This window comes from Streptomyces sp. NPDC001056 (assembly GCF_053598955.1).
The window spans coordinates 158,072-184,773 of sequence record NZ_JBSFLI010000014.1; the positions used below are offsets into that span (position 1 = coordinate 158,072).

A 26,702-nucleotide genomic window follows, 5' to 3' on the forward strand; every position below is an offset into this window, starting at 1 on the left:
GCGAGTTAAAACGACCTCTGACCGGCGGGCGGCGGTCAGTCGGTGGCCCACGGCGCCTCGGGGAGCTTGGCGCTGCCGTCGTGCCCGGTGAACTCCAGGGTGGTCGGCGTTCCCAGGCCCGGCATCCGCATCGTCACCCGCCGCAGACCGCCGCTGTCGTCCACCCAGTAGGTCAGCGGCGACCGCCCGCCGTCAGGACCGGTGCCGGGCGTGGTGCCCTTGGCGCGCGGCCCGGTGATCCGGTCGTAGTCGCGGCCGGCGATCCGGTCGCGGCCCAGCCAGCGGGCACCGGACTGGGCGAGCAGCATCTGGTTGTCGGGCCGGTCGGCGCCCAGCTCGATCAGCAACTGGAGCCCGGCGTCCAGGGGATCGGCCGTGTAGGAGCGTGGGGACCAGCCCGAGCGCGGGATGTGCTCGGCCTGCTGCCACGACGGGCTGCCGTCCAACGCGGGGGCCAGGCCCAGGCCGTCGCTGTCCCAGACGATCAGGCCGTGGTCGAGCGGTGCGGCGGAGGATGCGGACGATCCGGTGGACCCGGTGGACCCGGTGGACCCGGTGGACCCGGTGGACCCGGTGGTCCGGTAGCTCCCCACGCCGTGGTGGGTCCGGTAGTCCACCACGCCGCTGACCCGCAGCACCACGCCGCCGCCCTCGGCGGCCGTCAGGGTCACCGACACCGGGCTGGCCTGGTACAGGTTCAGCCGCGACAGCGCCAGCCTTGACGCCTCGTCCATCGTGACCGGCCGCTCGGCGCTGCTGCCGGTCAGGCTCCGGTAGGCGGCCACGCCGCCCACCGCGGTGCCGCACACCGCGATCGCGACCAGTGTTCTGAGCCAGCGAGTCCGACGCGGCGTACGGCCGTCGGTCTTCGTCGTCCGAGCCATGCGGTCGCCTTCTCTCATCGGTCTCTCTCGTCGATCGGTCACGCAGTCGGACGGGTTCGCGGACCACCGGTCCACAACCCGCCCGATCCGGCCCTCTGCGACGGCCGGCACGCCGGGCGCCCGGCCGTCGCAGAGGGAGGACTACCGGTGCTGGCCCCTGCGCCTGCGGACCATCACGACCAGCCCCGTGCCACCCGCGATGAGCACCGCGCAGCCGACCAGGACCAGCGGAAGCTCCTGGCTCACACCGGTGAAGGCCAGTTGCGAGCCGGACGGAGAGCCCGCCGGAGGCTGTGCACCCGGTGCGCCCGCTGCCGGCGGCGTCGGCAGCGGCGGCGCCGACGACGCACTCGGCGCCGGCGTGGGGCTGGGGGTCGGGGCGGCCAGCGGTTGGTTGACCGCCGTTACCGAGACTCCGGTGCCGAGGTTGTCGGAGGTCAGCACCAGCGGCCCGAACACCGGCACGGCCGGTACGGCGTAGCCGGCCGGCGGGCTGATCTCCTGCCAGTAGTACGTTCCCACCGTGCCGCTGCCCTGGCAGATGCCGTCGGCCCCGGTCGTGCAGGGGGCGCCGACCTTGGTGTCCCGCTTCGACCCGTCGGTCTGCAGGCCGTCGGTGCCGTTCGTCTCCTTCCACAGCTGGAACTCGGCCCCGGCCAGCGGGTTGCCGTGCTGGCCGTGCTTGAGCACGCGCAGCACGCCCTCCTGCTGCCGGAAGCCGAAGTCGTAGGTGTGGTTGTTCTCGCCGGGACCGCCGGTGGTCAGCGCCTTCACCGGGTACGCCGTACCGGGCGGCACGGTCCCCTTGGAGTCGATGAAGTGGTTGGTCCCGACGTTCGCGTCGGTCGGCACCCACTCGTAGAGCGGACCGCCCTTGGCGTAGTCGGCCGGGTTGTCGAGCTTGATGACGTAGTCGGTCTTCGGCTTGAGCCCGCCGGTGACGTCGGAGTCGTCGAAGTAGTACTCACCCCGCGCCGTCGTCTTCGTCGTGCCGACCAAGTTGCCTGATCTGTCGTACAGGTGGATCGTCACCCCCGCCACCGGCACCTGGCCCGGATCCTGGATGCCGGTGCGCTGCGGGTCGTACCAGACCCGGTTGCCGATCTGCAGCGGCGCCTGGTCGCAGAGCACCTCCAGGTCGCCCATCGAGGCGCCCTTGCCGAACGGTGCGTTGGTTTTCGCCGGGGTGAGGCGCAGACCGAACTGCGGGTCCTGCGTGCCGTCCTTGCGTTGGAGGAACGACGTGCCGTAGCCGAGTGCCTGGTGGTTGGAGTCGAAGGAGGAGACCGCGATGGTGCTCTCGACCTTGGAGAGCGCCATCCCGGCGAACGCCGTGTTGCGGTGGCCACCCCAGGTGGTGTCGAAGAAACGGGTGCCCCGAGGGGAGAGCCCGCAGCCGTCGTTGGTGTCCATCACGTACCTGCCGTTCGACAGGCAGGCCTTGTCGAGGTCACCGCCGGACATGACGTTGGCGACGGAGCCCGGTGCGGGGGCGCCGGGACCGCGGTCGGCGAAGCGGTCGCGGAAGGCGAGCAGCATCGAGCCGTCGGTCTCGAAGAGGATCTTCCCCAACTCCGGTTCGGGGTTGGCGATGGTGCTCGTGCCGCAGGCATTGCCGTTCTGCGTGGTCGGGTACGTGCTGGTCCACGGGAACCAGCCCGCGCCGGGGCACGGCCCCGCGCCGACCGTCGACTGGCGCGGGTAGTCCAGCGGCTGGTCCAGCACCGTCTTGCTGAACGCCCCGGTGGTGAGGTCGAACGGCAGGACCACGGCGCGCATGTCCGTGAGCTTGCCGGTGGACTGGCCGGAGCACACCCCGCCGACGTAGCCGGTGGCGTCCTGCATGCCCAGGCCGAACGGGCGCCAGTCCCCTGCAGCCGGGCAGCCCGGGTCCGGGATGGAGTAGGACGCCTTCGGCGCCGAGGCCGTCGCCGCGGAGGCGTCGTAGCGGTAGAGCTTGCGGTCGTTCAGGTTGACGACGAAGAGGTCCTTGCCGTCGTCGGTGATCGCGATACCGCCCAGGCTCTCCTTGCCGGGCACGTCGAGGAAGGCGTCGTCCGTCCCCGGCCCGTGCACGGTGCTGCCCGCGTTCGGCACGGTGGTGAAGAGCGTCGTCTTGTTCTGCGCGGGGTCGGTGACGTAGACCGCCCCCGGGCCGCCCGAGCCGTAGTCGGTGCCGCGCTTGGCCAGCGCTGAGGAGAAGACCCGCTTGTCGGCCCTGTTCCAGGCGATGCCGTACAGCGTGCCGGTGTCGGCGTTGGTGGCGAGGGTCGTCGCGGTGTTGTCGCCGCTGGAGCCCTCCTGGCCGCGCGCGCTGTACGGGAAGGAGACCAGCGTGCGCTTGTCCCCGCCCTCGTTACTGGTCGGCTGGCAGGTCGCCACCAACGGCGCGTTCTTCTGGCAGTAGTCACCCGGGTTCCACAGCCCGGTGGTGTAGGAGACGTTCTTCCCGCCGGAGAGGTCGACGAACTCCTCGTTGCTGCTCAGCTGGGTCGGTGCGCCGTCCAACCCCTGCCGCGAGGCGAAGGCCGGGAACAGCACGCCCGGCTTCGGATTCACCACCTGCACCCGGTACTTGCCGCCCGTCGCCTTGCTCGCGGCCGGAGCCAGCGTCACCGTGCCGTCAGCCGCGGTGACCCCGTCGATGCTGCTTCCGGCGTCATCGGTGAGGGTCACCGTGACGCCCGCGATGCCCGGTTCCAGCGCGGGCGTCCACGTGCCGCTGGTGTCCACGGCCCGGATCACCCGGACCGTCACCGATCCGTCCCCCGCCTGCGGGTACGCCGCCGGGGCCGCCACCAGCGAGCAACTGCCGATACCTAAGACGAGCGCCGCAACGCCGCCAAGGGCATGGAGACCGAGCGCCCCTGACCGCCGCCGCCCCGGCCCGCGCGCGGTGCCGTTCCGTTGTTCACTTGTCTGTGTCATCCCCTGCTCTCATCGTTCAGAAGGGTCTGCTGCGCAACTTCGAAAGAAACACGTCAAGTTGGTGGATATCCGCCTTCCAGGGAGCTTAAAGGGAACCTAAGCAAGATCGTTGCGGATTCGTGAATTCCGATTCCGCCGGCCCCTCGCTCAACGATCTCCGCCGTACACCGCACCCGGGCGTCCTGTGCGCAACGCGGGGGTTCCGCAGCCACAGTGCAGTTGCTCGCTACCACCGAGTCGGTGTCTGAACGCGGTCAGTCCATGGCCAGTTGGCCGGACCTCGCCTTCACCCGGAAGGCCCGCCGACGCCTCGCAAAGGCATCCCGCGCCGCGTCACCGTGCTGCTCGACCGGCTGTCGCTGTACCAGGCGCCGGACCGCGGTTTCGAGATCCGGATGAACCTGAACCTCCGGCCCGGCAACCAGCTCGTCCCGCACGATCACTGTTACGCCTTCGCCACCCGCATTCTTACTGGTGGCTACGTCCACGTCGTGCGGTGCCGCACCGACAGCGGGGCGGGGGCGTTCACCGGTGCGGACCTGGAGCCGGCCGTCGTCACCGTCGAGCGGCCCGGCAGTGCCTACACGCTCGGTGAGTCGACGGTGCACCAGGCCGTGATGGTGCCGCACACGGTCACCCTCTTCGTACGCGGCCGGCGCCGCAAGAAGCTCTCGCGCGCGGCCGACGAGCTGATGCCCCCACCGGACAACTGGCCGGCCTGCGCCCTGCTGGGCGACGCACCGCAGGAACCCCGACCGCGCACGCTCGCCGAGTACCACCGGTATCTGGGTCGTCTCCCACGTCGTCGAACAGCGGACCGAGCGCGTCCCGCACCCGCATCGCCAGACACCCCTTGGGAAACGCTGCCCAGGCCACCACCCGCGTGCCCAGGCCACCACCCGCGTTCCCTCAGGCACCTCCCGACCCGAGTCCGCCCGCATCGACACCCAACCCCTCCGTCCCGAGATCGAGGCGGGCTCGCGGCTCAAGCCCCCGACCTCAGGCTCCACCCCTCAACCACCCACCAAGGCGGAGATCAGACGCCCACCCGACTGGGCAACGGGGTCTCTCGATCCACTCAAAGATCGCGGTGCGTGCGGCAGACCTGCTCGGCCAGGGCTGGGTGCCGATCAGCTCGATCTTCAATGTCACGCACCAAGCGCGCTTGCGTGCTCTCCGTTGTCGACCAGCTGATCACGGGCAACGAGCCAGTCACCTTCACCGGCGTCGACCGCGCAGCGAACGTCTCGCACCGGCTCGTCCACGCCGAGGGCGTGCGCGAGCACATAGAGGCTGCGCGGCGCCGTCAAGGAAGCACAGCAACCAACGGCGCCCGAACCAGTCGCAGGGAGCCGGCCGGACGGAAGCTGGAGGTGCAGCTGCTCCAGGAGGACGACCGGCGCCTGCGCGAAGAAGTCGAACGACTCAAGCGCGCCGTCCGCCGCGGCCTCGGCCGGCAGCTCGACCGATTCGGCGCCGCCGACCTCGGCACCCGGGTCGACGAACTCACGGCCGAGAACCAGCCTGCGGACTGAGCGCGACGCCGCCCTGGCCCAGGCCGCGGAACTGACCCGACACCTCGACGAGGTCCAGGACGATCTCGCTGGTGCCCGAGAGGGCCTGCGCCGCATGATCCGGACCGAGAACTCGGCCAACGGCGGCCAGTGATGGACACCGGGGCGGGTGCAGGTCGCGCCCATCGCTGTCGCGCCGCCTTGCCCGCGCGGAGTTACCAGGCGACGACCCCGTTATCGTCGAAGAAGCCGCCTCGGGGGCCGTCGTCGGGCAGGGTGGCGAGCCGAAGGGCGATCGCAGCGCCCTGCTCAGCTGTTCGGTCCCCGGCAAAACCGGTGAAGTCCGTTGCCACGTAACCGGGGCATGCCAGGTTGACGATGATGTTCGTGTCCGCGAATCGGCGGGCGTACTGGGCTGTGACGCTATTGAGCATCGACTTGGAGGGTGCGTAAGCGGCCATGACCGGGCCGGTCTGCAGCGTCAGCGAGCCCATGTTGCTGGACATGTTGACGATCCGGGGCGAGGCCGCTCGGCTGAGCAGCGGGAGCATCGCGTTCGTCACCCGGACAACCCCGAGCACGTTCGTTTCCAGGACCGTGCGCAGGACGTCGAGGTCGAGCGTAGTGGGGTCCTGCGCCCCGTCCGCGAACTGCCCGGAGATTCCCGCATTGTTCACGAGGACGTCGAGTCGCCCAGCTTCCTTCTCGATGCTCACCGCCGCTGCAGCGACACTGGCGTCGGAGGTGACATCGAGGGCGACTCCGAACGCGTCTGTGCCCGCGGCGCGCAACCGCTCCACGGCCTCTTCGCGTCGAGCGTCATCACGCGCCCCCACTGCGACGGTGAAGCCAAGAGCTCCGAGACCCTGAGCGATGGCGAAGCCGATTCCCTTATTTGCGCCGGTGACCAACGCTGTCTTGGTGTTATTCACGCTGCTCATGCTCCGCGCACGGCGTCCGTTTCGTCCAATATCGGTCCAGTACACTGTGATACCCGGCAGGTATCACACGGTGGATAGGGCATGTGCATGGACGACCTGGAGACCCGTGAGTTGCGGTACTTCGTTGCGGTCGCCGAGGAGCTGCACTTCGGGCGCGCGGCCGAGCGGCTCGGGATCGCGCAGCCACCACTGTCGCGCGCCATCCGCCAGCTGGAGCGCCGGCTCGGGGTCCAGCTCCTGTCACGGAACCGACGAGTGGTGGCCCTCACTGACGCTGGCGGTGTGCTGCTGCGCGAATCACGCGTAGCCCTCGATGCCGTCACGGCTGCCGCGCGCCGAACCCGGCGGGCAGGGAATGAACGGCAGGCACTGGTACTGGTGACGAAGGCCGGCGCATCACACGAACTGCTTCAACGCCTGCTCGCCCTGTCGGCGGCCGGCACCGATACGGCACCGGTCGACGTCGTCCTGTGCGAGGTCGGCGAGCAGGCGCGGTTCCTGCGCAGCGGGCGCGCGGACGTAGCCCTCATGCACCGTCCGGTCGACGACCTGGCCGGCTTCGATACCGCAGACCTCTACACCGAAGGCCAAGTCGCACTCCTCCCCTCGGGGCACCCCCTCGCCGCGCGACCTCAGCTCACCCTCGAAGACGTCAGCAACGTTCCGGATCTTCCCATCGCCCGATGGCCCCGGCTCGACGGCTCCTACCCCGACGGTCCCGGGCCGGAGGTGCACACCCAGTCACAACTTGCCCAGCTCGTCGCGCTGGGCAAGACCCTGCTCGTCATCCCCGCCTCCAGTCGCGCCTGGCAGTGGCCCGACCATGTCGCGGTCCCCGTCATCGATGCCCCGGTCATCACGACCGTGCTCGCCTGGTCAGCCGGCCACCACTCATCGGCCCTCGCCGCACTGGTCCGAGCCGCGGCCCAGATTCGCAACACGCCCTGAGCCGCGTCCACGCCGTGAACCTCCACGTCGAACGGCTCCGGAGCGGGCAGCCAGTGCCTTACGTGCCTGCATCCCTTCCGCCCGAATGTGGTTCTGCCGTGCGGCTTGAGGAGAGGAGACTGTCAGTGCCCGACGCCGACCAGGCATGGCGTAAGCATGTTTGCCTGGGTCATGCCCCCAGATCCTCCTTCACGGGCAGGCACTCGGCGAGCAGGTCGACGACGTCGCGCCAGGCTCGCTGCGCGTGCTGTGGGTGGTAGCCGACCCCGGGGACCACGGGGTGGTCGACCGGCGGGTGGTGGAAGGCGTGCAAGGCGCCGCCGTAGACCGCGAGGCGCCAGTCGACGCCCGCGGCCTGCATCTCGGCGGTGAACGCGTTCCGTTGCGCGGGCGGCATGATCGGGTCTTCCGACCCGACCCCGGCCCACTCCGGGCAGCGAATGCGCGCTGCCTTGAGCGGGACGGCGTGATCCGCGGGTATCGGGCGGTGGTGGACTGGTCCGCCGTGGATCTCGGACTGTGCGCCTTCGTCTCGGTACAGGCTGACCATGATCAGTTGGCAAGGTCATCGACCGGTTGTTCGCCGCCTCCACGGATGAGGCGATGGTCGAGGAGTGTCATCGGGTGACCGGACAGTGGTGTGCCCTGCTGAAGGTTCGGGCCGCCTCGTCACTGGCCCTGCAGCAGTTGCTCGACGACATCATGTGGCTTGAGGGCGTCCGGCAGCTCGTCACCACCATCGTGCTCAGCTCGGTCGAGGCCGCTCGTACGTCCTGACGGGACCGACGATTCGACGGCCGGCGCGGGGCTCCGTTGTCGGCGCCGCGTCGGTCGGCCGACGGAACGTCGCGGTTCGCACGCGCGGGCCCGGTTCCGGCAGCGGCCCGCATACCGTTCCGTTCCGTTCCGGACGCCCGGCCGTCGAGACACCGGGCGCGACAGGAGAAACGTGATGCTGCCCTGGTCTGCCGAGCTCGCCGGCCCTTTCGACCATGCCGTGATCGACAGCGCGCTGCTGCAGTCTGACTTCGCGATCTTGTGGCCGCCTGGCCGGGAACGGGTATGGCCACCGCGTCCTCAACGGCGACGCCTACTACGTCCACATCAAGTGGACCCGGCACCAAACCGGTGCCTGCCACACTGGGCCCTGACGCCACCTGACCAGTAGGCACCACACCGACGACGGGGGTTCTCCATGCCGCGCTCCGCCCGGCCCCTCCTCCAGGGCCGCACCCGGCCCTGGAAGATGAAGGAATGGGGCGACCTGACCGTCATGGACCCCGACACCGGCACACAGCCACCCGGCCGCGGGCTCCTGGCAGCGGGCATGGACTGGCTGCACATCGACGCCGGCAGCGCGCTGGAGAACCCCGTCGTCACCCTCTACGCCGGAACAGACCCGGGAGCCGAGAGCGGCTGGGACGAGGTCGAAGAGACCACCGTGGTCTCCACGACCGGCTTCCTCGCCCTGTGCGACAGCGGATACGAACCGGTACGCAAGCAGAACCTCGCCACCGCGGGGCCCGGCCCCTACCTGGTCCGCGTCCACGCGAGCGACCGCTCGACGGACGGCAGGAAGCCCCGCTTCCTCATCCAGATCATCCCCGGCGACCGCACCGGCGCCGAACCCGAACCGGCGCCCCCCATCATCGAGGAAGCCGCCGGCCCTCTCCTCGTCTGCATCTCCTACGACCAGCCAAAAGCACGGGCGCGCCTGCTCAAGGCCCTCGAAGGCGCCTCGGAGCACTACGAGTCGATCACCGTCATCGACAACCCGATCTATGCAGGCTGCACGGCAGACCAGCTCCAGGCACGGGTCAGCCGCGACGAGGAGGACTGGCCCGACAGCACCCTCCTCCTCATCGCCGACGAGCAGGCCCTGGCCTCCGCGGAGTTCCCGCTGGTGGCCGTGAACAACCTGCCCGACGGGGACGACACCCCGTTCAGGATCACCCTCGCCGCAGCCGGCTCGTTCATCGTCAACATGGAACTGGGCAACACGAGCTTCGGCGACTGGAGCCGCGGCGCCGACGCCGACGGCGTCTACCGGGAACAGCACTACTGGCAGCGCCTGGACGGTGGCCGGAGCCGCGCAGCGGAAACTCCACCGACGCAGCAGGCGAGTGCCGAAGTCGGCCCAGGCTCAGGCCGTTGAGGAGGCAGGACCAAGTTGACGGCATGGTCGAACGTACCGTGACCGTCCGCCATGATGCCGATCACGGCCTTCCGTCCCTACCCAGTCCGCGGCCGCGATCTGCGACAGACCATGCGACAGCACGGCACCGAGATCCCGCCTGCTCTCGACCTCGTATGAGAAGCGCGATGGCGTCGGCCCGGCCGGGGGCCGGGTTGGATGCCCGCCGTGCCGGTTCTGGCCGCTGCGACCGTGCGCGGGCCCGGGGCGGGAAGGCAGGGGTGTGGGCGGTGAGGGCGTGGGCGATCAGAGGGAGGCACAGGTGGCGGAGGACGAGCGGGACGCGGCGCGCCGGGCGGAGATCGTACGGCGGTCGGTGACGCAACCGCGGGGTACCGGCGGCCAGGAGACGGCGCTCGCGCAGGTGCTCGCGCTGGAGGCGTTGCGGTTCGGCTGGCGGCCGGAGGACGTCGGCGCGGGCGGTGCGCCCCACGCGCCGTGGATGCCTGTCTGGGCGACCGGACGGGGCGCGGACGAGCGGCTGGTCCGCACGCTGCGCTGCGTTGTGGACGGCCGGCTGGGCGTGTGGGGCGGACGGCCCGTCGTGCTGGACCTGGACGGCAGAGGCGGCCTGCGCGTCCGTGACGCGGTGACCGGGGAACGGCGGGCGGGCTTCGCGGCCGGTCACGGGGCCCGTCTGGTGGCGGCTGTGCCGCACGGGAAGCGGCTGCTGGCGCTGACCGGCCGGGAGGAGTCGGACGGCGCCGGGCTGCCGGGCCGGCGGGAGAGCGCGGGCACGCTGCGGCTGAGGGACGTGGTGGACGGAACGCCGGTGGGGGTGCCGTTCGGGCCGGACAAGGGCCTGGCCATGGTGGCCGCCGGGGTCGTCGTGGACGGGCGGCTGGCGGTGATGTGCGACGACCGGGACGGGCTGGTGCGGGTCTGGGACCCGGCCACCGGCCGTGAGGTCGGTGGTCCGTACGCGGGCCACGCCCCGGACGGACCGGCGTCCCTGGCTGTGGCGGAACGGGACGGCCGCACGGTCGTCGTGTCGGTGGGGCGGTGGACCGGGGTCGTACGGGTGTGGGACCCGGTGACGGGGCGTGAGATCGCCGACGACGGCCTCACCGGGCCGGTGCATGAGGGTCCGCCGGCCAAGGCCGGGCGGACCGACGCTCTCTCCGTGGGGCGGTACGGCGGGCGGACGTACGTCGCGTTCGGCGGCCTCGGCCGCACCGTGCGGTGGCGGGCGCTGGACGGCGCCGGGGAGAACGGCGTCCCCGAGGCGTTCGTCGGGCTTGAACAGCCGGTGGTGAGCGTGGAGTTCGGGGTGGCGGACGGGCGGCCGGCGGTGGTCGGGCTGGCCTTCGACGGAGTGGTGCGCGTCTGGCGGCCCGAGCAGCGGCGGCACGGCGGCGGCGCGATGGACGGACCCAGCACGGCACGGCGGGTGCGGGCGACGGCGCGGGTCGGCGGGCGATGGCTGGTCGTGGGTGACGACCCGGATAGCGGCGAGACCGGGGTTTGGAACCCGGCCGACCCGCGGGCCGCGGTCGTGGCGCTGACCAGGCATCGGGGAGGGGTGGCAGCCATGGCCACGGTGACGGAAGCCGGGCGGACCCTGCTGGTGACCGCCGGGCACGAGGACCGACTGATACGGATCACCGACCTCGCGACGGCCACCGCGGCGTACCCGCCGATCGACTGCGGCGCCGAGCAGCCGCAGTGCCTGGCCACGGCCGTGGTCGACGGGCGGCCGGCGGTTCTGGTCGGGAGCGCGGAGGGGACCGTACGGGTGTGGGACTTGGCGACGGGCCGGCAGCTGCGGCCCGCGCTGAAGCCACCGCGCGAGGATGCGGTTCCGCGCCGGATCACGGCCCTCGCCGCCACCACGACCTCGGACGACGGGCCGGCCGTCGTCCTCATCGGACGCTCGGACCACACCGTACGGCGCTGGGAGCTGAACCGCTGGCGGCCGCTGGGCGGGCCGATGTGCGGGCACCGGCGCGCGGTGTCCCGGATCGTGCCGGTGCGCTGCGGCGGCGACGTGCTCGCCGTGACCGCGGCCGGGTTCGACCCGCAGTTGTGGGTGTGGGACGTGAGCACGGGGCACGCCCGCGGCGTGTCCCTGCGCGGACACCGGGGCCTGATCACGGCCCTGGCCGCGACCCGGCTGGGCGGACGCCCGGTGGCGGTGAGCGGTGGTCATGACGGCACCGTACGGACGTGGGACGTGCGGCAGATGACCGAGCTGGGCGAGCCGCTGCGTTTCCCCCACCGGGTGGGGAGCCTCGCCGCGCTGGGGGAGGAGGGCCTGATCGTCGGCTTCGGGGACGACCTGACGCTGCTGCGCCCCGCGGAGAGAGCACCTGGCTCGGACGGGCTTTCCTGCGTGGGGTAGCGCGGGCGCTGCCGCCGCTCCATGCGCACGGACAGGTGGTCCCGGGGGCGGATTCCAGGGGTGAGCCGGGGTGTTGCGAGCGACGCCTCGGGGATCCGAGACGGAGGAGGGGCTCAACGCCGTGCGTTGCGGATCTTCAACCGCCCGAACCCGATGGTCCCGGAGTTCCGGACTCTCGGCCCGTCGGGGCGGGAGGGCCGCCGGCTCTTGCAGAGCGAGTCCTTCCGCCCGGTGCGCAGGTCCTCGATGTCGGCGATCGCGTCGCGAGGCACCATGATCCTGTGCTGCCGGTGCCGATCTGCAACTCGATGTCGACTACCACATGTTGGATGACCGCCTCGGACAGGCCCAGACGCTCCCTCCGAACGTGGACCGGGGAGGATGGGGAGCGGAGAGCAGGTCTTGATCGCCTGCGGTTAGGCTCGGGCTATGACCGGCAATTGGCAGACGGACCGGATCGGAGCTGCTCTGCGGGGTGAGAATCCGACCGTACTGCGGCGGCTTGAGTCTGGCTTCGCGGTGATCGGCGACGTTCATTCCGGCGGGACGGCGGGGATCCGATCGGCGAGGCCGGTGACGGTTGTGCGGGTGATCGCGAGGTGTTCGAGGTGGCTCTCGGCCTCCCGCAGCCGGTTCTGCAGGTCGTCGATCTGCGTGCGGAGGTCCTCTGCCAGGGCCTGCGGACCAGCAGGGGCAGACCGCGGGTGGCGACGACGAGGTGGCGCTTGCGGCCGTTGATCTTCTTGCCCGCGTCGTACTTGCACAATGGCGAGGCGGGCCTGGCCGCAGCCGCGGACATTCTGCGAGCAGTCGGCTGGGATGCTGGCCCGGCTCGGCTGGCTGCCTCCGTCTACTCCGGGGTCTCTTGCTCCGCGGGCAGGCTGCGCCTGATCCGATTGACCATGTTGCGGGCATCGGGAACCTGCAGCCTGGGGAACTCGAAGCTCAACACCCCTTTTTCTGCCACCCCGAGGGAGACCCGGAGCGCCTGCGCTACACCGGTGATCAGTTCCGGCTCGGACACCCAGACGATCCTGTCCAGGGCGAAGGCGTGCAGCAGCTTCCTTGGTTTGCCGACGACAACGCCCCCGATCGAGAAGACCAGCAAGCGCTGATCGGTGAGCCCAACGATGTACCGCCCCGGGAGCTGCAGTGCCGCTTCAGGAACATCGGCCCCACCGCGCGTCGTAGCCATTGCCATAGCAGCCGCGCCAGCCACTCCGCCGATCCCGAGCGCACCGCCAACCATGGTCTTGCGCACTCCGCCGGTCCTGAAGCCGAGGACGCCGTAGAGCACGCGCTCCGCCGGCAACAGCTCGCCGGCCAAGCGCTTTTCGACCTTGTCCGCCAGGGTCATGTGTCGCCCTCCACCCGCCCGTCACCGGCACACGAGGCCATGGATTCTACGCAGGCCCGACGTATGCGATCAATGCCCCTACACCCCGAGACGGCTGATGGCGTTTGGTGGGTAGGGGGCTTGTCGTTCCTGTAGGGGATGGGGTGGAACACTGGGTAGGGCCGGGTCGCATCTGGCCACACTCAGGTGGATGCCCTCGTTTGCGGGTGATCCGTGTCGTGAGCGTCCTGTTGCTGTCCTGGTCTCGGTGAACAACGGCTCCGCCACGTACTCGTCCTACTTCTCCGTCAGCACCGACGACGCGACGCAGAAGAGCTGGAGCAACTCCGCTGACTCTTCCTGCTCTTCCACCACCGGTGTGCTCAACAGCAGCGGCGGCACGTTCCAGACGCCTTCCACACACGGCTGACCCGGCGCACCTGCGCGCTCGCGGCCTGCTGCCCCGGGGCACCGGCCCGCACCGTTGGGCCCGCCTGCTGCGCCGCCTGCGGCCGGGGCGCTGAGGGGGCGCGGCCGGTGCCGTGTCCCTGGGCGGCGGGCCTCGTCGATCCCCCGCCATCGCCTGCTCGCGGGAATCACCTCGCCGCGGCAGGGCGGGCCGGTGCTCAGGCTTTTTGGCACGCAGGACAGTGCCGGTTCCCGTCGGCCGCGCTCGCGCGGTCGCCGGATGGCTCACCGGCGCGCTCCCGACGCGTCATGCGAGTGCGACAATCTCCCTCCCTGCACAGCGAGTTGACCGGTCTCCCCTACACTCGTCCCGGTCACACAGTGGCACAGGCGCATAGTGAGTGGGGGCTTCGTGACGTACGCGGCGACGCGAAGACGCGCAGGGTGGCGATATGCGGCGCTGAGCGTGTGCGGGGTACTGCTCGCGGGCTGTTCCGGCTTGAGCGAGGGCGGGCACCGGACCGGTCCGGGCGCTTCCTCCGCCGCGGTGTCCTCACCGGCCGGACAGCGCGGGACGGGCGACACCACCGCGCGCGTCACGGTCGACCCCGCGCGCGTCCCCACCACCCGGTCCTCCGCCCTCGACCTGGTCCGCGCCATCACCGCGGGTCCGGACAGCTACGGCCCGGGTTACGTCAAGCGCCCCCCGTACGCGAGCGACCCGGCCGCCTGGCCCGTCCTCGGTACCGACTGCGTCTGGCGCCAGGAGTCCCTGCCCGGTGATGTCCTCGCCACCTTCACCCGCTACAGCCGGCTGCCCGCGTCCGACTCGACGGGCGAGGTCCGCACCGCCGCCACCGTCACCCTGCACCGCACCGTCGCGCAGGCCGACCAGGAGATGGCCGAGACACTGGAGGAGGCGCTGCGCTGCCCCGACCAGCAACTGCGTGCCACCGAGCGGATCAGCGGCCTGAACTCGGTCGGCTCCGGCTACGGCACGAACGGCAACACCACCGCCGACGACTACCTCCTCGAGATGGGTACGTACGACGATCCGGCGCTCGGCAAGGGGGCGTCGTACTACGTCTGGAACCAGGTCCGGCTCGGTCCGGTGACGATCGCCGTCGTCGTCGAGGGCGGCAAGGGCTTCGACCAGAGCGACCTGCTGACCGTCCAGGCACGGGCGGTGGCCGGGATGGAGACCAAGGTGCGCAGCGAACTGGGGGCCCAGAAGTGACCGACCGCTCCCTGCACCCTTCCGACCCGTCCTTCGTCGGCGGCCACCGCCTGCTCGCCCGGCTGGGCGAGGGCGGCATGGGCGTCGTCTACCTCGGCCGTACGGAGTCGGGCGCGCTCGCCGCCGTCAAGGTGATCCAGGCGGGGTACGCGCACGACGAGGCCTTCCGCGCCCGTTTCCGCCGCGAGGCGAACGCCGCGCGACGCGTGGACAGCCCGTGGGTGGTCAAGGTCACCAGCGCCGACCCCGACGCCGAACAGCCCTGGCTGGCCACCGCTTTCGAGCCCGGCCCGCCCCTCGCCGACGTGGTGGGCCGGCGCGGCCCACTGCCCGTGCGGACGGTACGTCTGCTCGGCAAGATGCTGGCCCGCGCGCTCGCCGCCGTGCACGACGCCGGCCTGGTGCACCGGGACGTCAAACCGGGCAACATCCTGCTCGCCGCCGACGGCCCTCGCCTCATCGACTTCGGGATCGCCCGCTCCCTGGACGATACCGCGATCACCTCCGCGGACCTCGTCGTCGGCACTCCCGGCTTCCTCTCCCCGGAGCAGGCCACGGCCCGCGGCGACCGCCTCGGGCCCGCGAGCGACGTCTTCTCACTGGGCTGTGTGCTGGCCTACGCGGCGACCGGCCGGCCGCCCTTCGGCGGCGGCGCCGTCGACGCCCTGCTCTACCGCGTCGTCCACGACAGCCCCGACCTCGACGGCATGGACGAGGAGCTGGAGGCCGTCCTGCTGCGCTGTCTGGCCAAGGATCCCGTCGAGCGGCCCACCGCGGCCGAACTGGACGCCGCCCTCGTGGAGGACGCGTCCCCGGGCACCGCCGAGTGGCTGCCCGCCGACGTCGTCCGCATGGTCGTCGAACGGTCGGCCGCGATGCTGGCCCTGCCCGACATCGAGGCCACGCTCGCCGAGGCGCCGCCCGAGCCCGCCCCCTCGCGCCGCAGGTTCCTCGCCGTCGCCTCCGGTGGTGCCGCGGTGCTCGCCGCGGGCGGAGGCGTGGCCGCCTGGGCCGCGCTGCGCCACGAGGCGGGCACCGGGAAGAAGCAGCCCGCCGCACCCGGCTGGGCGCTCGGTGTGCAGGCCGACCTCAGCGGTGCCGGCCGGGCGGCCGGGCGGGCCCAGGAGCAGGGGGCACGGCTCGCGGTGGAGGAGTTCAACGCCCGCCGCGACAAGCCGTTCACGCTGGAGCTGAAGACCTCGGACGACGCGGGCCGGGCCGACCGTGGCGCCGCCGCGGCCCAGCGGCTCGTCGACGACCCGGACGTGCTGGCCGTGCTCGGTTCGAGCACCGATGAGACGACCCAGGCCGCGCTGCCCGTCTACGACGCGGCCCTGCTGCCCGTGATCAGCATGTCCGCCGGGCAGAACCTGTACCAGAACATCCGCTCCTTCGTACGAGGCCGCCCCCTGCACGGCACGGTCGCCATGAAACTGGCCTTCCACCTGGAGGCGACCAGTGCGGCCACCCCCGTCGGCATCCTGCTGGACCGCACCGCCGGTGACGTGTCCTGGCAGACCGTCCAGATGGTCAACTTCATCATCCGGAAATACGGCGACGCCACCCACCCCCGCGTCGTCCCCGCCGGCACGACCGACTTCGGGCCCGTCCTGAAGGATATGCGCGGGGCCGGCATCAAGGCGTTCGTCTACGCCGGGCCGTTGGAGGGGGCGATCCGGGCGGCCAAGGGGCTGGCCGGCTTCGACGGGCCGAAGTACGCGGCCGAACCCGCGCTCGACCCCCGGTTCGCCGCTGAGGAGAGCGCGGTGGGCTGGACGGTCGTGGCGGCAGCGATCGGGCCCGGCGCGGCTGAGGTCCGCTCCTTCGCCCAGGCGTTCCGCAGGCGGTACGGCCGGCCGCCCGGGTTCTGGGCGGCCGAGGGTTACGACGCGGCGAACCTGCTGATACGGCAGCTCACCGCCACCAAGGGCAAGCGCCCGGCGCGCAAGGCGCTGATCGCTCCGCTGAGGGCCGCCAGGTACCGGGGCATCACCCGGGACTTCGCCTTCGACCCGAAGATGCTGCAGCTCAGCACCCCCGCCAGCTTCGTTCACCAGGTGCGCGACGGCGCCTTCCACTACCTCGGGCCCGCCCCGGACAGGGCGCCGCAGCCGAAGGGGAAGTGACGGTGCGTCCGCTCACCGCCCAGGACCCGGATTCGGTCGGCGGGTACCGCCTGCTCGCGCGGATCGGCGCGGGTGGCATGGGCGTCGTCTATCTCGCCCGTTCGCAGGGCGGTTCCCTGGCCGCCCTGAAGGTGATCCGCGCCGAGCACGCCGCCGATCCGGGGTTCCGGGCCCGTTTCCGCCGTGAGGCACAGGCTGCCACGCGGGTCGACGGCCGCTGGACCGCGCCCGTCACGGCCGCCGACCCGGAGGCGGCCGAACCCTGGATCGCGACTGCCTTCGTCCCCGGGCCCTCGCTCGCCGAGACCGTCGCGGGGCACGGGCCGCTGCCCCCGACCACCGTACGGGCGCTGGGGGCCCGGCTCGCCGAGGCGCTCGCCGCCGTCCACGCGGCCGGTCTGGTGCACCGCGACATCAAGCCGGGCAATGTGCTGCTCGCCCTCGACGGACCCCGCCTCATCGACTTCGGCATCGCCCGCGTCGGCGGCGCCACCGCCCTGACCGCGACCGACGTGGTGATCGGCACGCCCGGCTACCTCTCGCCGGAACAGGCTCGCGCCCGCGACGAGGAAGTCGGCCCGCCCAGCGATGTCTTCTCCCTGGGCTGCGTCCTCGCCTACGCGGCGACCGGTCGGCCGCCCTTCGGCGGCGGACCGGTGCCCGCCGTCCTCTTCCGGACCGTGCACGAGGAGCCCCACCTCGACGGCATCACGGAGGACGGACTGCGGATCCTGGTCGCCCGCTGTCTCACCAAGGACCCGGCCGCCCGCCCGACCGTGCCGGAACTGCGCGCCGGACTGGGTGACTTCGGCACCGACGACTGGCTGCCACCCGGGCTGCCCGCAGTGATCGCCGAACGCTCGGCCCAGGTGCTGCGCCTGCCCGAGCCTGAACGGCCTACGGCGCCCGGCACGCTGGTGGACGAGTCGCCCGCGCCGAACCGCAGGCGCCTGCTGGTTCTGGGAGGTGTGGCCGCCGGCGTGCTGGCCGCCGGCGGCACCGCGGCCGCCTGGCTGACCGGTCGCGGCGACGGGCCGTCCACCACCGCCCCGCGTCGGCGCCGTACCGTCGCCGTTCAGGCCGACCTCTCCGGTTCCGGCAAGACGCTCGGTACCTCGGTCGAGCGCGGGGTCCGGCTGGCGGTGGAGCAGCACAACGCGCGCGCGGACCGTCCCTTCGACCTGGACCTCACGGTCGTCGACGACGCGGGGGACGCCGGCCGGGCCAAGGAGGTGGCCCGGCGCCTCGTCGCGGACGGCCGCGTGTGCGCGGTGATCGGGCCGACGTCCGACGCCACGGCCCTGGCGGCCGCGGACCGGTACAAGAAGGCGTTGCTGCCGATGGTGACGGCCTGGGCGGGCTCAGACGCCCTGTACGCCGCCGTGGACACGCAGAACCCCACGTCGTCCGTGTTCCAGCTACGCCCTTCCGACACCGCGATCGGCGCGCCCCTGGTCCGCTATCTCACCAGCCTGCGCCCGGCCCGCCGCACCTTTCTCGTCGAGGACCGGGCGGCCCGGGACTACAGCTGGCTGATCGCCCAGAACCTGGAGGCGAACCCTCCGTCCCACGGCACGGTCATCCGGCACCAGGTCGCCGCCGACACCGGTGACTTCGGCCCCGCCGTCGCCGCCGCCCTGGCGGCACGCGCACAGGCCGTCGTCTACTGCGGTGACTCCTCGCGGCGCGCCGCCTCCTGCGCACGGGCGCTACGGGCGGCGGGGTTCACCGGTACCCCCGCCGCGACCCAGGCCGTCCTCACACCCGAGTTCCTGCGAGCGGCCGGCGCGGCGACCGAGGGGTGGGTCTTCTCGGCGACGTTCGTGGACCCGGCGCGTCTGACGCCGGCCGCCGGTTTCGTGCGGTCGTTCACGAAGCGGTACGGCGTCCAGAACGTCGGCTGGGGCGCGGCCGAGGCCTACGACGCCCTCGGTCTCGTCGCGCGTATCCTCGCCACCGCGGGAAAGGGCCCCGTGGACCGGAGCAACCTCACCCGACGGCTGCGGGCCGTGTCGTACCGGGGCATCACCCGGACGATCGCCTTCCGGACACACACGGGGCAGGTGGAGGAGGAACCCGGGCTGTTCCTGTGGCGGGTGGAGCACGGGACGCCGCTCTTCCTGGGCCAGTACCAGGAGGTGAGGGCCTAGGACAGTGATCACGACTGCCCGCCAGGACGTCCTGCAAGGCTTCCGGGTACCGGCGGAAGGCCCGGCCTTCTACCTCGATCGCCGAGCTCACGAGCCTGTTCGCGCCCGGCGGCAGCAACCGCTGAGCCGCGTTCCTTGATCCTTCTCAGTGGCAACGGCGGTGGCGGAGAGCAACGTCGTAGCGGCGAGGCTGCCCCAGAGGGCGGCCTGGCCGTGGGAGGCGAGAGCGGTGATGACCGCCGGGGAGACGGCGAGGCCGAAACCTGTGGAGAGCTGGAAGCGGGCGAGGGCGCGTCCCAGGACATGGGCCGGGGCGAGGGCGGTGACGAGCGCGGTGGCGCTGCCGGCGTAGGCGATCTCGCCGACGGTGCAGAGCACGGACACCGCGGCGATGGCCGGGGCACGCCAGCCGTGTCCCAGTGAGGTGGCCGCGAGGAAGCCGAGGTAGGACGCGGCGATCACCACGCCGGCGAGGGCCAGCACGATGCGCCGGGAGAAGCGGGACAACAGGACGGTAACCGGCACCTGCAGGATGACCACCAGCGCCGTGTTCGCCACGAGGATGGCTGCCGACCACACCGGGGATGCGTGCAACTGTGTGACCAGGACCAGGGGGAGCGCGATTTCGGGGACGTTGAGGCAGAAGACGTAGACGACATTGGCGGCCAGCAGCGTGCGCATCCGAGGTGCGGGCACCTGGGCCCTGTCCTTGGCCGGGGTAGCAGCCGGCTGCGTGCGCAGGTGGACCGACCATGCCAGGGCTGCCGCGGTGAGATAGGCGAGCCCGGTGACGGCTGCCAGCGCCTGCAGTGCGGTGGTGCCGCCCGCCAGACAGGCGGTGGCGACGAGGGCGCCCGCGCCCATGCCGGCGTTGCGCAGGGCACGGCCTGCCGCGAGAGCCGCGTCGCGTTCGCGGCCGTGGGCGACCGTGGCCACGAGGGCTGCGTGGGCGGCCGGCCATGCCTGGTTGCCGATGCCGAGGAAGAGTGCCGCCGCCGCGAACAGCCGGATGTGCCCCGCCGGGGTGGCCAGCAGCAGCGCCACGCCCAGCACCCGTATCAGCATCGACGCTGCCACGACCGTGCTGCGTGCGCCCCGGTCCAGCCATCGGCCGACAGCGGGCATGCACGCCAGCCCTGCGACGATGCCGGCCGTCATGGCGATGCCGGTGGCCGACGCGGACAGCCTCAGCACCGTCACCCCGTAGAGCAGCAGAAAGGGCCGCAGCAGGCCGGTGCCGAGCGCGTCCACGGCCACGGCGACGGCATAGCGGGGGCCTCCGGAGGCACGGATGAGGGCGCGCAGCTGGACTTTGGTGGTGGTTGCCATGGCGTCAACGGTGCGTCCGGCCGCCGGGCCGCCCATGTCGGTTGACGGACATCGTCAATCGACGCGGTCGTCGGCCAGCCGACCAGCGATAATGAGGGGATGACGTTGAGGATCGACATCGGCGGCCTGCCGTCCGGGCGACTGCGGTTCGCTGCCTCTCCGCTGGCCGAGCTGACCGCGATGCTGCACGTGCTGGCCGAACCCGCGCATCACCCGCAGTTCGCCGGCTGGGCCGGGGACGTCTGGGCCGGGCTGCGGCCGGAGCTGGCCGAGCGGCTCAGGGAGGCAGAGTTCCTCTGGCGTTCCTCACGAGCCGACTTCCTGGTCCCCGCTAGCCCCCGGCTTACCCTCGCCGAAGAGTTGGACGATGTGGACCGGATCGACGATGAAACTTATGTGACCGCCGCGCTCGTTACCACGTGCGGCAGCAACCGGGTCCACTTCGCCGCGCCGTCGCCGCTCGCCGACGCGACGGCGCGTGAGCGCGCCCTGGACCTCGCCCAGGCCCGCGGCGCGCTCCAAGAGGCCTTCGCGGAACGGCTGCTCGCGGACCCGGCGGCCGTACGGGCACGGGTGCGGGACACCCTCGAACAGTGCGCCGAGGCTTTCTTCGACACCGCCTGGACGGGCGTCGTCCCGCAACTCGCCACCGACCTGCGCCTGAAGAACGACCTGCTGAAGCGCCAGGGCACCGGGGCGGCACTCGCATCGGTCTCCGGCGCCGTGGCCCTGGCGCCGGACGGCGACCGCATCGTCGTGGACAAGCTGCAGGACAATGCAACCGCCGCCCACGGCACCGGGGTCACCTTCATCCCCAGTGTCTTCGGCCGCCCGCACCTGGTGGTGGTCCACGCGCCCGGATGGCAGCCGGTGGTGCAGTACCCCGTGGCCGAGGCGAGTCCATCGGAGCCGGTATCGCTGGAAACGGTCACGCTACGGCTGGAGGCACTCGCGCATCCGGTACGGCTGCGGCTGCTGCGCACCCTGGCCCGCGGCCCGCACACCACCGGTGAGTTGGCCCACGCCTGGGAACTTTCATCGCCCGAGGTTTCCCGCCACCTCGCTGTCCTGCGCCGCGCGGGCCTGCTCACGGCCCGTCGGCAGGGGCGTTACGTCCGTTACACCGTCAATCTGCCCGATCTGACGGCGCTGGGAGCCGACCTGCTGGCAGCCGTACTGCGCTGAGTAGGTTCGGTCTGCCAGAACGCGAGCGACCGCCGCCTTCGCAACATCGTCCAACTCGGCAGACCGCCGAGCGGTCCCGGCGCGACCGCCTGCTGCCCTCGGGCAGCCGGGCAGCGGACTGGCTGCACCGCCGGACGTTCCTCCTGGCCATGCCTCCAGGTCCTCCCATCCGGCGGCGCAGGCCAGGCCGGGTCACTCCTCGTCGGTGGCGTCCGGGCCGCGCAGCGGACGCAGGCCGCCGGGCGGCGGGTCAGCTCGAACAGCGCGGCGATCGCGGCCGCCAGCTCGTGACGCGGCACCACCTGCTCGATCTCCGCCCACATCGCCTCCAGCGTCTCGACCTTCGGAGGGCTGATCTCCCCGGTGTCGGTGTCGACCTGCTCAGCCGTGGTGTCGAACACGACCCGGAAGGCGGTGGCCAGCCGTATCCCGGCCCGCTTCACTGGGCAGAGTCTTCAGCTTCTCCTTCGCCGTCTCCCGCTCCGCCCGCGCGAGCAGCTTCGTCGCGATCAGCACCTCCAGTGGATCCAGGGCGTCATCGACCGCGCGGGACGTCAGGTAGACCGCGGTGGCCGGCAGCGTGGCCGGGCGCCGGGACTCGCCGTGCCGCTTGAGCAGTGACGCCTTGCCGTCGACGCCGTACCGCGACAGCTCCGCCAGCCGCCGCGGCGGTATCCCGGACACGTCCACCTCGCCCATTCCGAGGTCGGTGATCTCCCCGACCCGTTCCAAGGCCCACTTCATCTGCGGCCCGGAGATCCGCACCGGGCCCCGCCGGAGCCGGTCCAGCTCCGAGACCCGCGCCCCCGGTTCCACTGTCAGCAGCGAGTCCACGACCGCCGGTGACCGGTGCTCAGCAGGCCGTACAGGGTGTCCCACAGGTGGTTGTTCGCCGCCTCCCGGACTGTGCCCACCAGCCGGGCCAGACGGCTCGCCCCGGGCAGCAGCACCCGGCGCTCGCGCAGCCACCCCGCCGCCGCGTCGAACAGCGACTTCGGCCCGTCACCGGTCGTCCAGGCCCGCGCGTCCAGCCATTCGCTCAGCTCGTCCCGCACCTCGGCGAAGTCCCGCCGGCCCCCGGCTTCCTGGTCTCCCCAGCGTGCGTACGGGCCGTCCCGTCCCGCTCGCCGTACTCCTTCAGGCACGACGCATCCGCGATCCCCGGCTGCCCGGCGAGGTACTCGGAGACCTCCGCAGGCACCTGCCACGGGTCCGGCATGAACCGGCCCAGGTAGCGCACGCTCGTCAGCTGGACCGCGAACCCGAGCCGGTTGTGCGCACGCCGCTTGGCCTGCACCTTCTCCAGATCCGAGTCATCCAGGAGGAAGTACCGCTCCAGCTCCGCACGAGACGGCGCCCCGTTGGAACGCCGCGTACTGGGCTGCCTGTTGATCCGACAGGAACTCGACCGTCACCAGACCCTCCGAAGATCGACAACACCGACCCGCGAAGGCTGCGCCGTACGATCAGCCCAGGTCAGAGTGCCGATCAGGGCCGCAAGGGCTTAGCGCACGATCTGACATGGATGTTCCTCAACCCCCAAGACGCTCCGGGTGCATGCGACGATCGCGACGGCAGGGCAGGCGAGGGCGATCGTCCTCAGCCGGTCGGGGCGGCTGATGGCCACTGGTCGGGGTGGACGGCTTGGACGCCGGTACCCGCGTACGCCTTGGGGGTGAGGGTGAGCAGGTACCGGCCGGTGGGGTGTGTGGGGGAGGGGCGGGCGGCGTGGATGGCGTGGACGGCGGCCCAGGAGTGTCCGAAGCGCAGCAGTTCGGTGGCGGTGACCGCGGCGTCGGTGTCGAAGGCCTCGATCCGGATGAACCGCAGGCCCTTGATGTAGCCGAGCAGCCCAGGCCGGTCGGTGTCGCCGGCCGTCAGGGAGAGCACCGGCGCGTACAGGTCGCCGAGTCCGCCGGATGCCTGGACGTAGAACGCGGCGACCGCCTCGTTGAACGGGTCCTTCGGGTCGTACAACGCACCCGCGGTCGTGTGGTCCAGGACGACCGCGATCGTCGCCACTATGCGGCCGCCTGCGAGCTGTGCGCGGCGCCGCCCAGACGCTCGAGCAGGGCCTTCGCCCTCGCCTCGGCTTCCGGGCTCGGCGCGCTGCCGAGGGCGGAGGCGAGCTCGGCTCGGGCCAGCTCGGCCCGCTCGGCGTACTCGGCCTGCGTGGGCGTGCCCTGCGCGAGGTCCTCCACCAGGCTGCGAATGGTGGTGCCGTGCTCGGCCGCCAGCTGGGCGAGCCGGTCCCGCGCGGCCGTACTCACCTTGATGCTCGTCTCGTCTGCTGCCATACCCCTCACTCTACCGCGCCCCTCTACCACGGGTAGAGGAAACGGCGGCACCATGCCTCGGTAGCCCCGCCCACGCGCGCGGAAGACAACTCTCGAGACGCTTCGTGTCCGGGCGAGGGTGCTCCTTCCGCGCACGGTCCTCCCCGGGAGCCCCCGTCAAGGTGGTGAGGCGGGAGAGCCCTGCCGGACGCGGGTGCTGCTGTGATCGTTCGATTCGCGGGTGGCCCCAGCGCGCCGCCCCCTCCTTCGACGTTCAGGGGGCCGATGCCGGCGACCAGGAACTTCAGCAGGTCGCCGCCGAGGCACTGCGCGAGGTGTACTTCCAGGACAGCGGCCGCCGCGCCGGCAGCCTGAAAAGGAGGGTGCCGCCCGTGCTCTGGTTCGACCGCCGCCGCTGCGTATCCGGGCAGCACGCCGGTTCGGTGTCGGCCATCGAGCTCCGCCCGGTGCTGCCCCGGAGCCGCGGTGCCGAAGCGCACCCGGTCTACGGCGGGGAGCCGGCCCATCTCCGCCGGACAGGCCCCAGAGCGGTTTTCGAGGGTGTCGATGACGGAGTCGATCCGTTACCGGCGCCCGGGGGGCCGGCGGTGGGGCAGGTTCCATCCGTGACCGTGGCGGACAAAGTGACGGTCGCGGAGATCAGGTCGTGGCCGGGAGTCTTGAGAGTCGTGGTGACGTGCATGCAGAAGACGAGGTCGACGTCTTGGCTGGTGACTTCGTAGTCACCAGCGTTGCTGTCGCTGACGTTGCCGTCGCTGTCGGTCTTCGTAACGTGTTTCACCGAGGGTGTGAATCCGTGGGGTGGCCCTTTGCCCGACTCGTCGATGAGCTGTGCGATGTAGCCCTCGAGAGGTGCGTCGGCGAACTTCGGCCGTTTGCCCAGCTCCACAGCCGCTAGCTGCACCGCCTCTCGGAGGTTGTCCTTGTCCCAGTGCGTCTCCGCGTCCAGCCAATACCATCCGATCAGTCCGGCCAGCGAGACGCCAAGCAGCAGCCACGCCCCCGCCGGAATGTGGAGCTTTACCTTCGGACGTCGGGGCCGCGGCGAGGCTGTGACGCCGCTTTGGTGCCACAGGGGCAGAGGCGGAGCAGAGGCGCCAGGGTCTGTCCACGCGGTGGGAGGCGGGTCGCCCGCAGGGGCGGGGCGAGGCGCCGTTGGATCAGGGGGACGCACCAGGACGAGATTGCCGGCGTTGTTGACCACCCGGCGCTGAGGTCGCGGCATATCGCGCACTGCGAGATCGCGTCGCACCTCGTCGAAGAGGTCGTCCAGGCTCAGCGCCACCGGCCCTCTCAGGGCTTTGAGCAGGGCGCCGGTAAATGCCGTGTGCGTCGCGCCTTCGGGCGCGTAGGCGACGGCGTTCGCGGAGGTGGAGGCGAGCGTGTAAGTACCGGCAACGTCGATCTGCCCGGCGACCGTGCTGTGCCCGCTCGTCATCGCTTCGATGGCCCGTCCGGAGAAACAGCAGTCCAGGACCAGCACTCGGATCGCCGCCGGGCTGTCGAGCAGTTCCTCCCGTAAGGTTTCGAACGGCAGCGCGGTCCAGCGGATGTCTGCTGCATCGGTGCGGGGTAACGCGAGGTGGAGCCTGCCCCGGTCGTCCACCAGCCCGTGCCCGCCGTAGTACACGAACAGCAGGTCGGTCGCTTCCGCGGCCGCGCGGGCGAGGAGGGTACCCACCTCGCCCGCGGTGGCGGGATCAGCTGCGGTGATGCAATGCTCCACTGGCAGGGAGCCGGTGGCCGGATCGGTGAGCACCTGCCGCAGGTCTGCGAGGTTGGCGCCGATGGCGGGCAGACTGGGCAGACCGGATCCGTCGGCGTGGGTGCCGGTGCCTATGAGAATGGCGCGCGAGCGGTCTGGGTCAGGCAACCGCGTCACTGCGGATTTCCCTCTGCTTCATCGCTGTTGAGCATGCGCTCGATATCCCGCGCGAGCGCTTGCGGGTCGACGCCCTTGGCATCCACCTCTACGGTGCGGCCGTCCCGCGTGCTCACCGTGATCCGCACGTCAGAGCGTCGCTGGCTGATCCAGGTGGACAGGCAGTTGGCGAGCACCGCGCCCATACCTCCGGATCCGACGGCCACCGCGAGCGCGTCCAGCGCTCCGCCCATCTCCCCCGGAGAGAGCGGGGACTGGAATGCCCGCACCCTGCCCCGCAGTCCGTCCTCATGACGTAACCAGTCCCTCAAAGACCGCAGTTCGTCTTCCGAACTTGATACGCGCAACCACAGTTCCCGTTCGCCTTCGCTCATCACGGGTCCATCCTGGCTCAGATTCCGTCCCGTCAGTCCCGGACTACGGAAAAGTGGACCAGCGAGGTCGGAGGGTGGACAAGCGGGCCAGGAACTGTCCACGAACTGGGCGACGCTGGTGCCGGCCTCGGCACGCCGGCGGCAGGAAGGTGCCCGAGCAAGCCTTGGAGCGCGAGGAGGAGCGAACACGCGGGCCTGTTACTGAGGTTGAACTCGTGGTGTCGTAGGGGCTGACGGCTCGTCGCCCGTGCGGTATTACCGGGGCATGCGGTATCCACAAGGGGGCGGGCTGACCGTCGAACGGCAGCAGTTCCGCGAGGTGTTACGACTCAAGGCGGCCGAGAGGTTTGCCCAGGGCGAGGCGAGCTCGGTGATCGCCAAGGACCTGCGGGTCAGCGTCCGCTCGGTGCAGCGGTGGCGGCGGATGTGGGCCGAGGGCGGCCCGAGGGCTCTGCGGTCGCAGGGACCGGCGTCGCTGCCGAGGCTGAGCGAGAAGCAGTTCACCCAGCTGGAGGCGGAGCTGGCCAAGGGGTCGGCCGCGCACGGCTGGGAGGACCAACGCTGGACGCTCGCGCGGATCAAGACGGTGATCGGCCGGCGCTTCCATCTGACCTACACCATCCAGGGC

22 protein-coding genes and 4 pseudogenes are annotated in these 26,702 nt (G+C 71.5%); 13 read left to right on the top strand and 13 right to left on the bottom strand.

Annotated features, from left to right (window positions below):
• Positions 1–35: 35 nt before the first annotated feature.
• The 3 genes from ACWDD7_RS18880 to ACWDD7_RS18890 all read right to left on the bottom strand — a co-directional run bounded on the left by ACWDD7_RS18880 (position 36) and on the right by ACWDD7_RS18890 (position 4,441).
• A complete protein-coding gene (locus ACWDD7_RS18880) occupies positions 36–884 on the bottom strand; it encodes a hypothetical protein (RefSeq protein WP_450458139.1) in 849 nt (282 codons plus the stop codon).
• A gap of 141 nt (positions 885–1,025) precedes the next feature.
• The gene (locus tag ACWDD7_RS18885; protein ID WP_450458140.1) at positions 1,026–3,641 is read right to left on the bottom strand and encodes an SdrD B-like domain-containing protein; all 2,616 of its coding nucleotides are present in this window, start codon (positions 3,639–3,641) and stop codon (positions 1,026–1,028) included.
• 425 nt (positions 3,642–4,066) lie between these two features.
• Entirely contained in the window at positions 4,067–4,441 is a 375-nt protein-coding gene (locus tag ACWDD7_RS18890; RefSeq protein ID WP_450458141.1) for a hypothetical protein, read from the bottom strand.
• 540 nt (positions 4,442–4,981) lie between these two features.
• Between ACWDD7_RS18890 and ACWDD7_RS18895 the strand changes: the two genes are divergently transcribed.
• On the top strand, positions 4,982–5,347 hold the full coding sequence (locus tag ACWDD7_RS18895) for a hypothetical protein (protein ID WP_450458142.1): 366 nt from the start codon (positions 4,982–4,984) through the stop codon (positions 5,345–5,347).
• A gap of 194 nt (positions 5,348–5,541) precedes the next feature.
• Here ACWDD7_RS18895 and ACWDD7_RS18900 read toward each other — a convergent pair whose 3' ends face one another.
• Positions 5,542–6,267: an SDR family oxidoreductase gene (locus ACWDD7_RS18900; RefSeq protein ID WP_450458143.1), complete on the bottom strand. Its 726-nt coding sequence runs from the start codon at positions 6,265–6,267 to the stop codon at positions 5,542–5,544.
• A gap of 87 nt (positions 6,268–6,354) precedes the next feature.
• Here ACWDD7_RS18900 and ACWDD7_RS18905 point away from each other — a divergent pair, with 87 nt between their 5' ends.
• Positions 6,355–7,215 carry a LysR family transcriptional regulator gene (locus tag ACWDD7_RS18905; protein ID WP_450458144.1) on the top strand — a complete coding sequence of 287 codons (861 nt, stop codon included), beginning with the start codon at positions 6,355–6,357 and terminating at the stop codon, positions 7,213–7,215.
• Between the two features lie 169 nt (positions 7,216–7,384).
• On the opposite strand, the pseudogene ACWDD7_RS18910 reads toward ACWDD7_RS18905, so the two are convergent.
• Positions 7,385–7,675 (bottom strand): annotated as a pseudogene (locus ACWDD7_RS18910) (dienelactone hydrolase family protein); the annotation flags it as partial.
• A gap of 116 nt (positions 7,676–7,791) precedes the next feature.
• On the opposite strand from ACWDD7_RS18910, the gene ACWDD7_RS18915 reads away from it, so the two are divergent.
• The 3 genes from ACWDD7_RS18915 to ACWDD7_RS18925 all read left to right on the top strand — a co-directional run bounded on the left by ACWDD7_RS18915 (position 7,792) and on the right by ACWDD7_RS18925 (position 11,750).
• Positions 7,792–7,992 (top strand): Lrp/AsnC ligand binding domain-containing protein, encoded by a 201-nt coding sequence (locus tag ACWDD7_RS18915; protein WP_450458145.1) that lies wholly within the window; start codon positions 7,792–7,794, stop codon positions 7,990–7,992.
• Positions 7,993–8,410: 418 nt separating this feature from the next.
• Positions 8,411–9,370, top strand: a complete 960-nt coding sequence (locus ACWDD7_RS18920) for a DUF6924 domain-containing protein (RefSeq protein ID WP_450458147.1) — start codon at positions 8,411–8,413, stop codon at positions 9,368–9,370.
• 277 nt (positions 9,371–9,647) lie between these two features.
• Positions 9,648–11,750 carry a hypothetical protein gene (locus tag ACWDD7_RS18925; protein WP_450458148.1) on the top strand — a complete coding sequence of 701 codons (2,103 nt, stop codon included), beginning with the start codon at positions 9,648–9,650 and terminating at the stop codon, positions 11,748–11,750.
• A 113-nt stretch (positions 11,751–11,863) separates the two neighbouring features.
• Here ACWDD7_RS18925 and ACWDD7_RS18930 read toward each other — a convergent pair whose 3' ends face one another.
• A complete protein-coding gene (locus ACWDD7_RS18930; RefSeq protein WP_450458149.1) occupies positions 11,864–12,025 on the bottom strand; it encodes a hypothetical protein in 162 nt (53 codons plus the stop codon).
• Positions 12,026–12,179: 154 nt separating this feature from the next.
• Here ACWDD7_RS18930 and ACWDD7_RS18935 point away from each other — a divergent pair.
• Positions 12,180–12,284, top strand: a pseudogene (locus ACWDD7_RS18935) (diadenosine tetraphosphate hydrolase); the annotation flags it as partial.
• Between the two features lie 316 nt (positions 12,285–12,600).
• Here the strand turns inward: ACWDD7_RS18935 and ACWDD7_RS18940 are convergent.
• Complete coding sequence (locus ACWDD7_RS18940) at positions 12,601–13,107, bottom strand: hypothetical protein (RefSeq protein WP_450458150.1); 507 nt, start codon at positions 13,105–13,107, stop codon at positions 12,601–12,603.
• Between the two features lie 247 nt (positions 13,108–13,354).
• Here ACWDD7_RS18940 and ACWDD7_RS18945 point away from each other — a divergent pair, with 247 nt between their 5' ends.
• From ACWDD7_RS18945 to ACWDD7_RS18960, 4 genes are all read left to right on the top strand, one after another.
• Positions 13,355–13,516: a hypothetical protein gene (locus ACWDD7_RS18945; protein ID WP_450458151.1), complete on the top strand. Its 162-nt coding sequence runs from the start codon at positions 13,355–13,357 to the stop codon at positions 13,514–13,516.
• 525 nt (positions 13,517–14,041) lie between these two features.
• The gene (locus ACWDD7_RS18950) at positions 14,042–14,731 is read left to right on the top strand and encodes a hypothetical protein (protein ID WP_351881066.1); all 690 of its coding nucleotides are present in this window, start codon (positions 14,042–14,044) and stop codon (positions 14,729–14,731) included.
• Complete coding sequence (locus ACWDD7_RS18955) at positions 14,728–16,857, top strand: bifunctional serine/threonine-protein kinase/ABC transporter substrate-binding protein (RefSeq protein WP_450458152.1); 2,130 nt, start codon at positions 14,728–14,730, stop codon at positions 16,855–16,857. The genes ACWDD7_RS18950 and ACWDD7_RS18955 overlap by 4 nt, the downstream gene beginning before the upstream one ends.
• 2 nt (positions 16,858–16,859) lie before the next feature.
• The gene (locus ACWDD7_RS18960) at positions 16,860–19,007 is read left to right on the top strand and encodes a bifunctional serine/threonine-protein kinase/ABC transporter substrate-binding protein (protein ID WP_450458164.1); all 2,148 of its coding nucleotides are present in this window, start codon (positions 16,860–16,862) and stop codon (positions 19,005–19,007) included.
• Between the two features lie 87 nt (positions 19,008–19,094).
• Here ACWDD7_RS18960 and ACWDD7_RS18965 read toward each other — a convergent pair whose 3' ends face one another.
• Entirely contained in the window at positions 19,095–20,336 is a 1,242-nt protein-coding gene (locus ACWDD7_RS18965; RefSeq protein WP_450458153.1) for an MFS transporter, read from the bottom strand.
• Positions 20,337–20,435: 99 nt separating this feature from the next.
• Here ACWDD7_RS18965 and ACWDD7_RS18970 point away from each other — a divergent pair, with 99 nt between their 5' ends.
• Positions 20,436–21,521, top strand: coding sequence for a DUF5937 family protein (locus tag ACWDD7_RS18970; protein WP_450458154.1), 1,086 nt, complete (start codon positions 20,436–20,438; stop codon positions 21,519–21,521).
• 161 nt (positions 21,522–21,682) lie between these two features.
• Here ACWDD7_RS18970 and ACWDD7_RS18975 read toward each other — a convergent pair.
• The 3 genes and pseudogenes from ACWDD7_RS18975 to ACWDD7_RS18985 all read right to left on the bottom strand — a co-directional run.
• Positions 21,683–22,936 (bottom strand): annotated as a pseudogene (locus ACWDD7_RS18975) (DUF4158 domain-containing protein); the annotation flags it as partial.
• Between the two features lie 184 nt (positions 22,937–23,120).
• Entirely contained in the window at positions 23,121–23,543 is a 423-nt protein-coding gene (locus ACWDD7_RS18980; protein ID WP_450458155.1) for a hypothetical protein, read from the bottom strand.
• The gene (locus tag ACWDD7_RS18985) at positions 23,543–23,818 is read right to left on the bottom strand and encodes a hypothetical protein (RefSeq protein WP_285555472.1); all 276 of its coding nucleotides are present in this window, start codon (positions 23,816–23,818) and stop codon (positions 23,543–23,545) included. The genes ACWDD7_RS18980 and ACWDD7_RS18985 overlap by 1 nt, the downstream gene beginning before the upstream one ends.
• Before the next feature lie 224 nt (positions 23,819–24,042).
• Here ACWDD7_RS18985 and ACWDD7_RS18990 point away from each other — a divergent pair.
• Positions 24,043–24,174, top strand: a pseudogene (locus tag ACWDD7_RS18990) (telomere-protecting terminal protein Tpg); the annotation flags it as partial.
• Between the two features lie 128 nt (positions 24,175–24,302).
• Here ACWDD7_RS18990 and ACWDD7_RS18995 read toward each other — a convergent pair.
• Together ACWDD7_RS18995 and ACWDD7_RS19000 are read right to left on the bottom strand one after the other, a co-directional pair.
• Entirely contained in the window at positions 24,303–25,700 is a 1,398-nt protein-coding gene (locus tag ACWDD7_RS18995) for a caspase family protein (RefSeq protein ID WP_450458156.1), read from the bottom strand.
• Positions 25,697–26,074, bottom strand: coding sequence for an effector-associated constant component EACC1 (locus tag ACWDD7_RS19000; protein ID WP_285555474.1), 378 nt, complete (start codon positions 26,072–26,074; stop codon positions 25,697–25,699). The genes ACWDD7_RS18995 and ACWDD7_RS19000 overlap by 4 nt, the downstream gene beginning before the upstream one ends.
• Before the next feature lie 265 nt (positions 26,075–26,339).
• Here ACWDD7_RS19000 and ACWDD7_RS19005 point away from each other — a divergent pair.
• Positions 26,340–26,702 (top strand): helix-turn-helix domain-containing protein (locus tag ACWDD7_RS19005; protein WP_450458157.1); only part of this gene is annotated, 363 nt, incomplete at its 3' end.

What these genes read in the sequence shown, in the direction of transcription:
- ACWDD7_RS18880 (WP_450458139.1), bottom strand. Translation starts at nt 884, where the DNA reads ATGGCTCGGACGACGAAGACCGACGGCCGTACGCCGCGTCGGACTCGC.
- ACWDD7_RS18900 (WP_450458143.1), bottom strand. Translation starts at nt 6,267, where the DNA reads ATGAGCAGCGTGAATAACACCAAGACAGCGTTGGTCACCGGCGCAAAT.
- ACWDD7_RS18905 (WP_450458144.1), top strand. Translation starts at nt 6,355, where the DNA reads ATGGACGACCTGGAGACCCGTGAGTTGCGGTACTTCGTTGCGGTCGCC.
- ACWDD7_RS18920 (WP_450458147.1), top strand. Translation starts at nt 8,411, where the DNA reads ATGCCGCGCTCCGCCCGGCCCCTCCTCCAGGGCCGCACCCGGCCCTGG.
- ACWDD7_RS18930 (WP_450458149.1), bottom strand. Translation starts at nt 12,025, where the DNA reads ATGGTGCCTCGCGACGCGATCGCCGACATCGAGGACCTGCGCACCGGG.
- ACWDD7_RS18940 (WP_450458150.1), bottom strand. Translation starts at nt 13,107, where the DNA reads ATGACCCTGGCGGACAAGGTCGAAAAGCGCTTGGCCGGCGAGCTGTTG.
- ACWDD7_RS18965 (WP_450458153.1), bottom strand. Translation starts at nt 20,336, where the DNA reads ATGGCAACCACCACCAAAGTCCAGCTGCGCGCCCTCATCCGTGCCTCC.
- ACWDD7_RS18970 (WP_450458154.1), top strand. Translation starts at nt 20,436, where the DNA reads ATGACGTTGAGGATCGACATCGGCGGCCTGCCGTCCGGGCGACTGCGG.
- ACWDD7_RS18985 (WP_285555472.1), bottom strand. Translation starts at nt 23,818, where the DNA reads ATGGCAGCAGACGAGACGAGCATCAAGGTGAGTACGGCCGCGCGGGAC.
- ACWDD7_RS19000 (WP_285555474.1), bottom strand. Translation starts at nt 26,074, where the DNA reads ATGAGCGAAGGCGAACGGGAACTGTGGTTGCGCGTATCAAGTTCGGAA.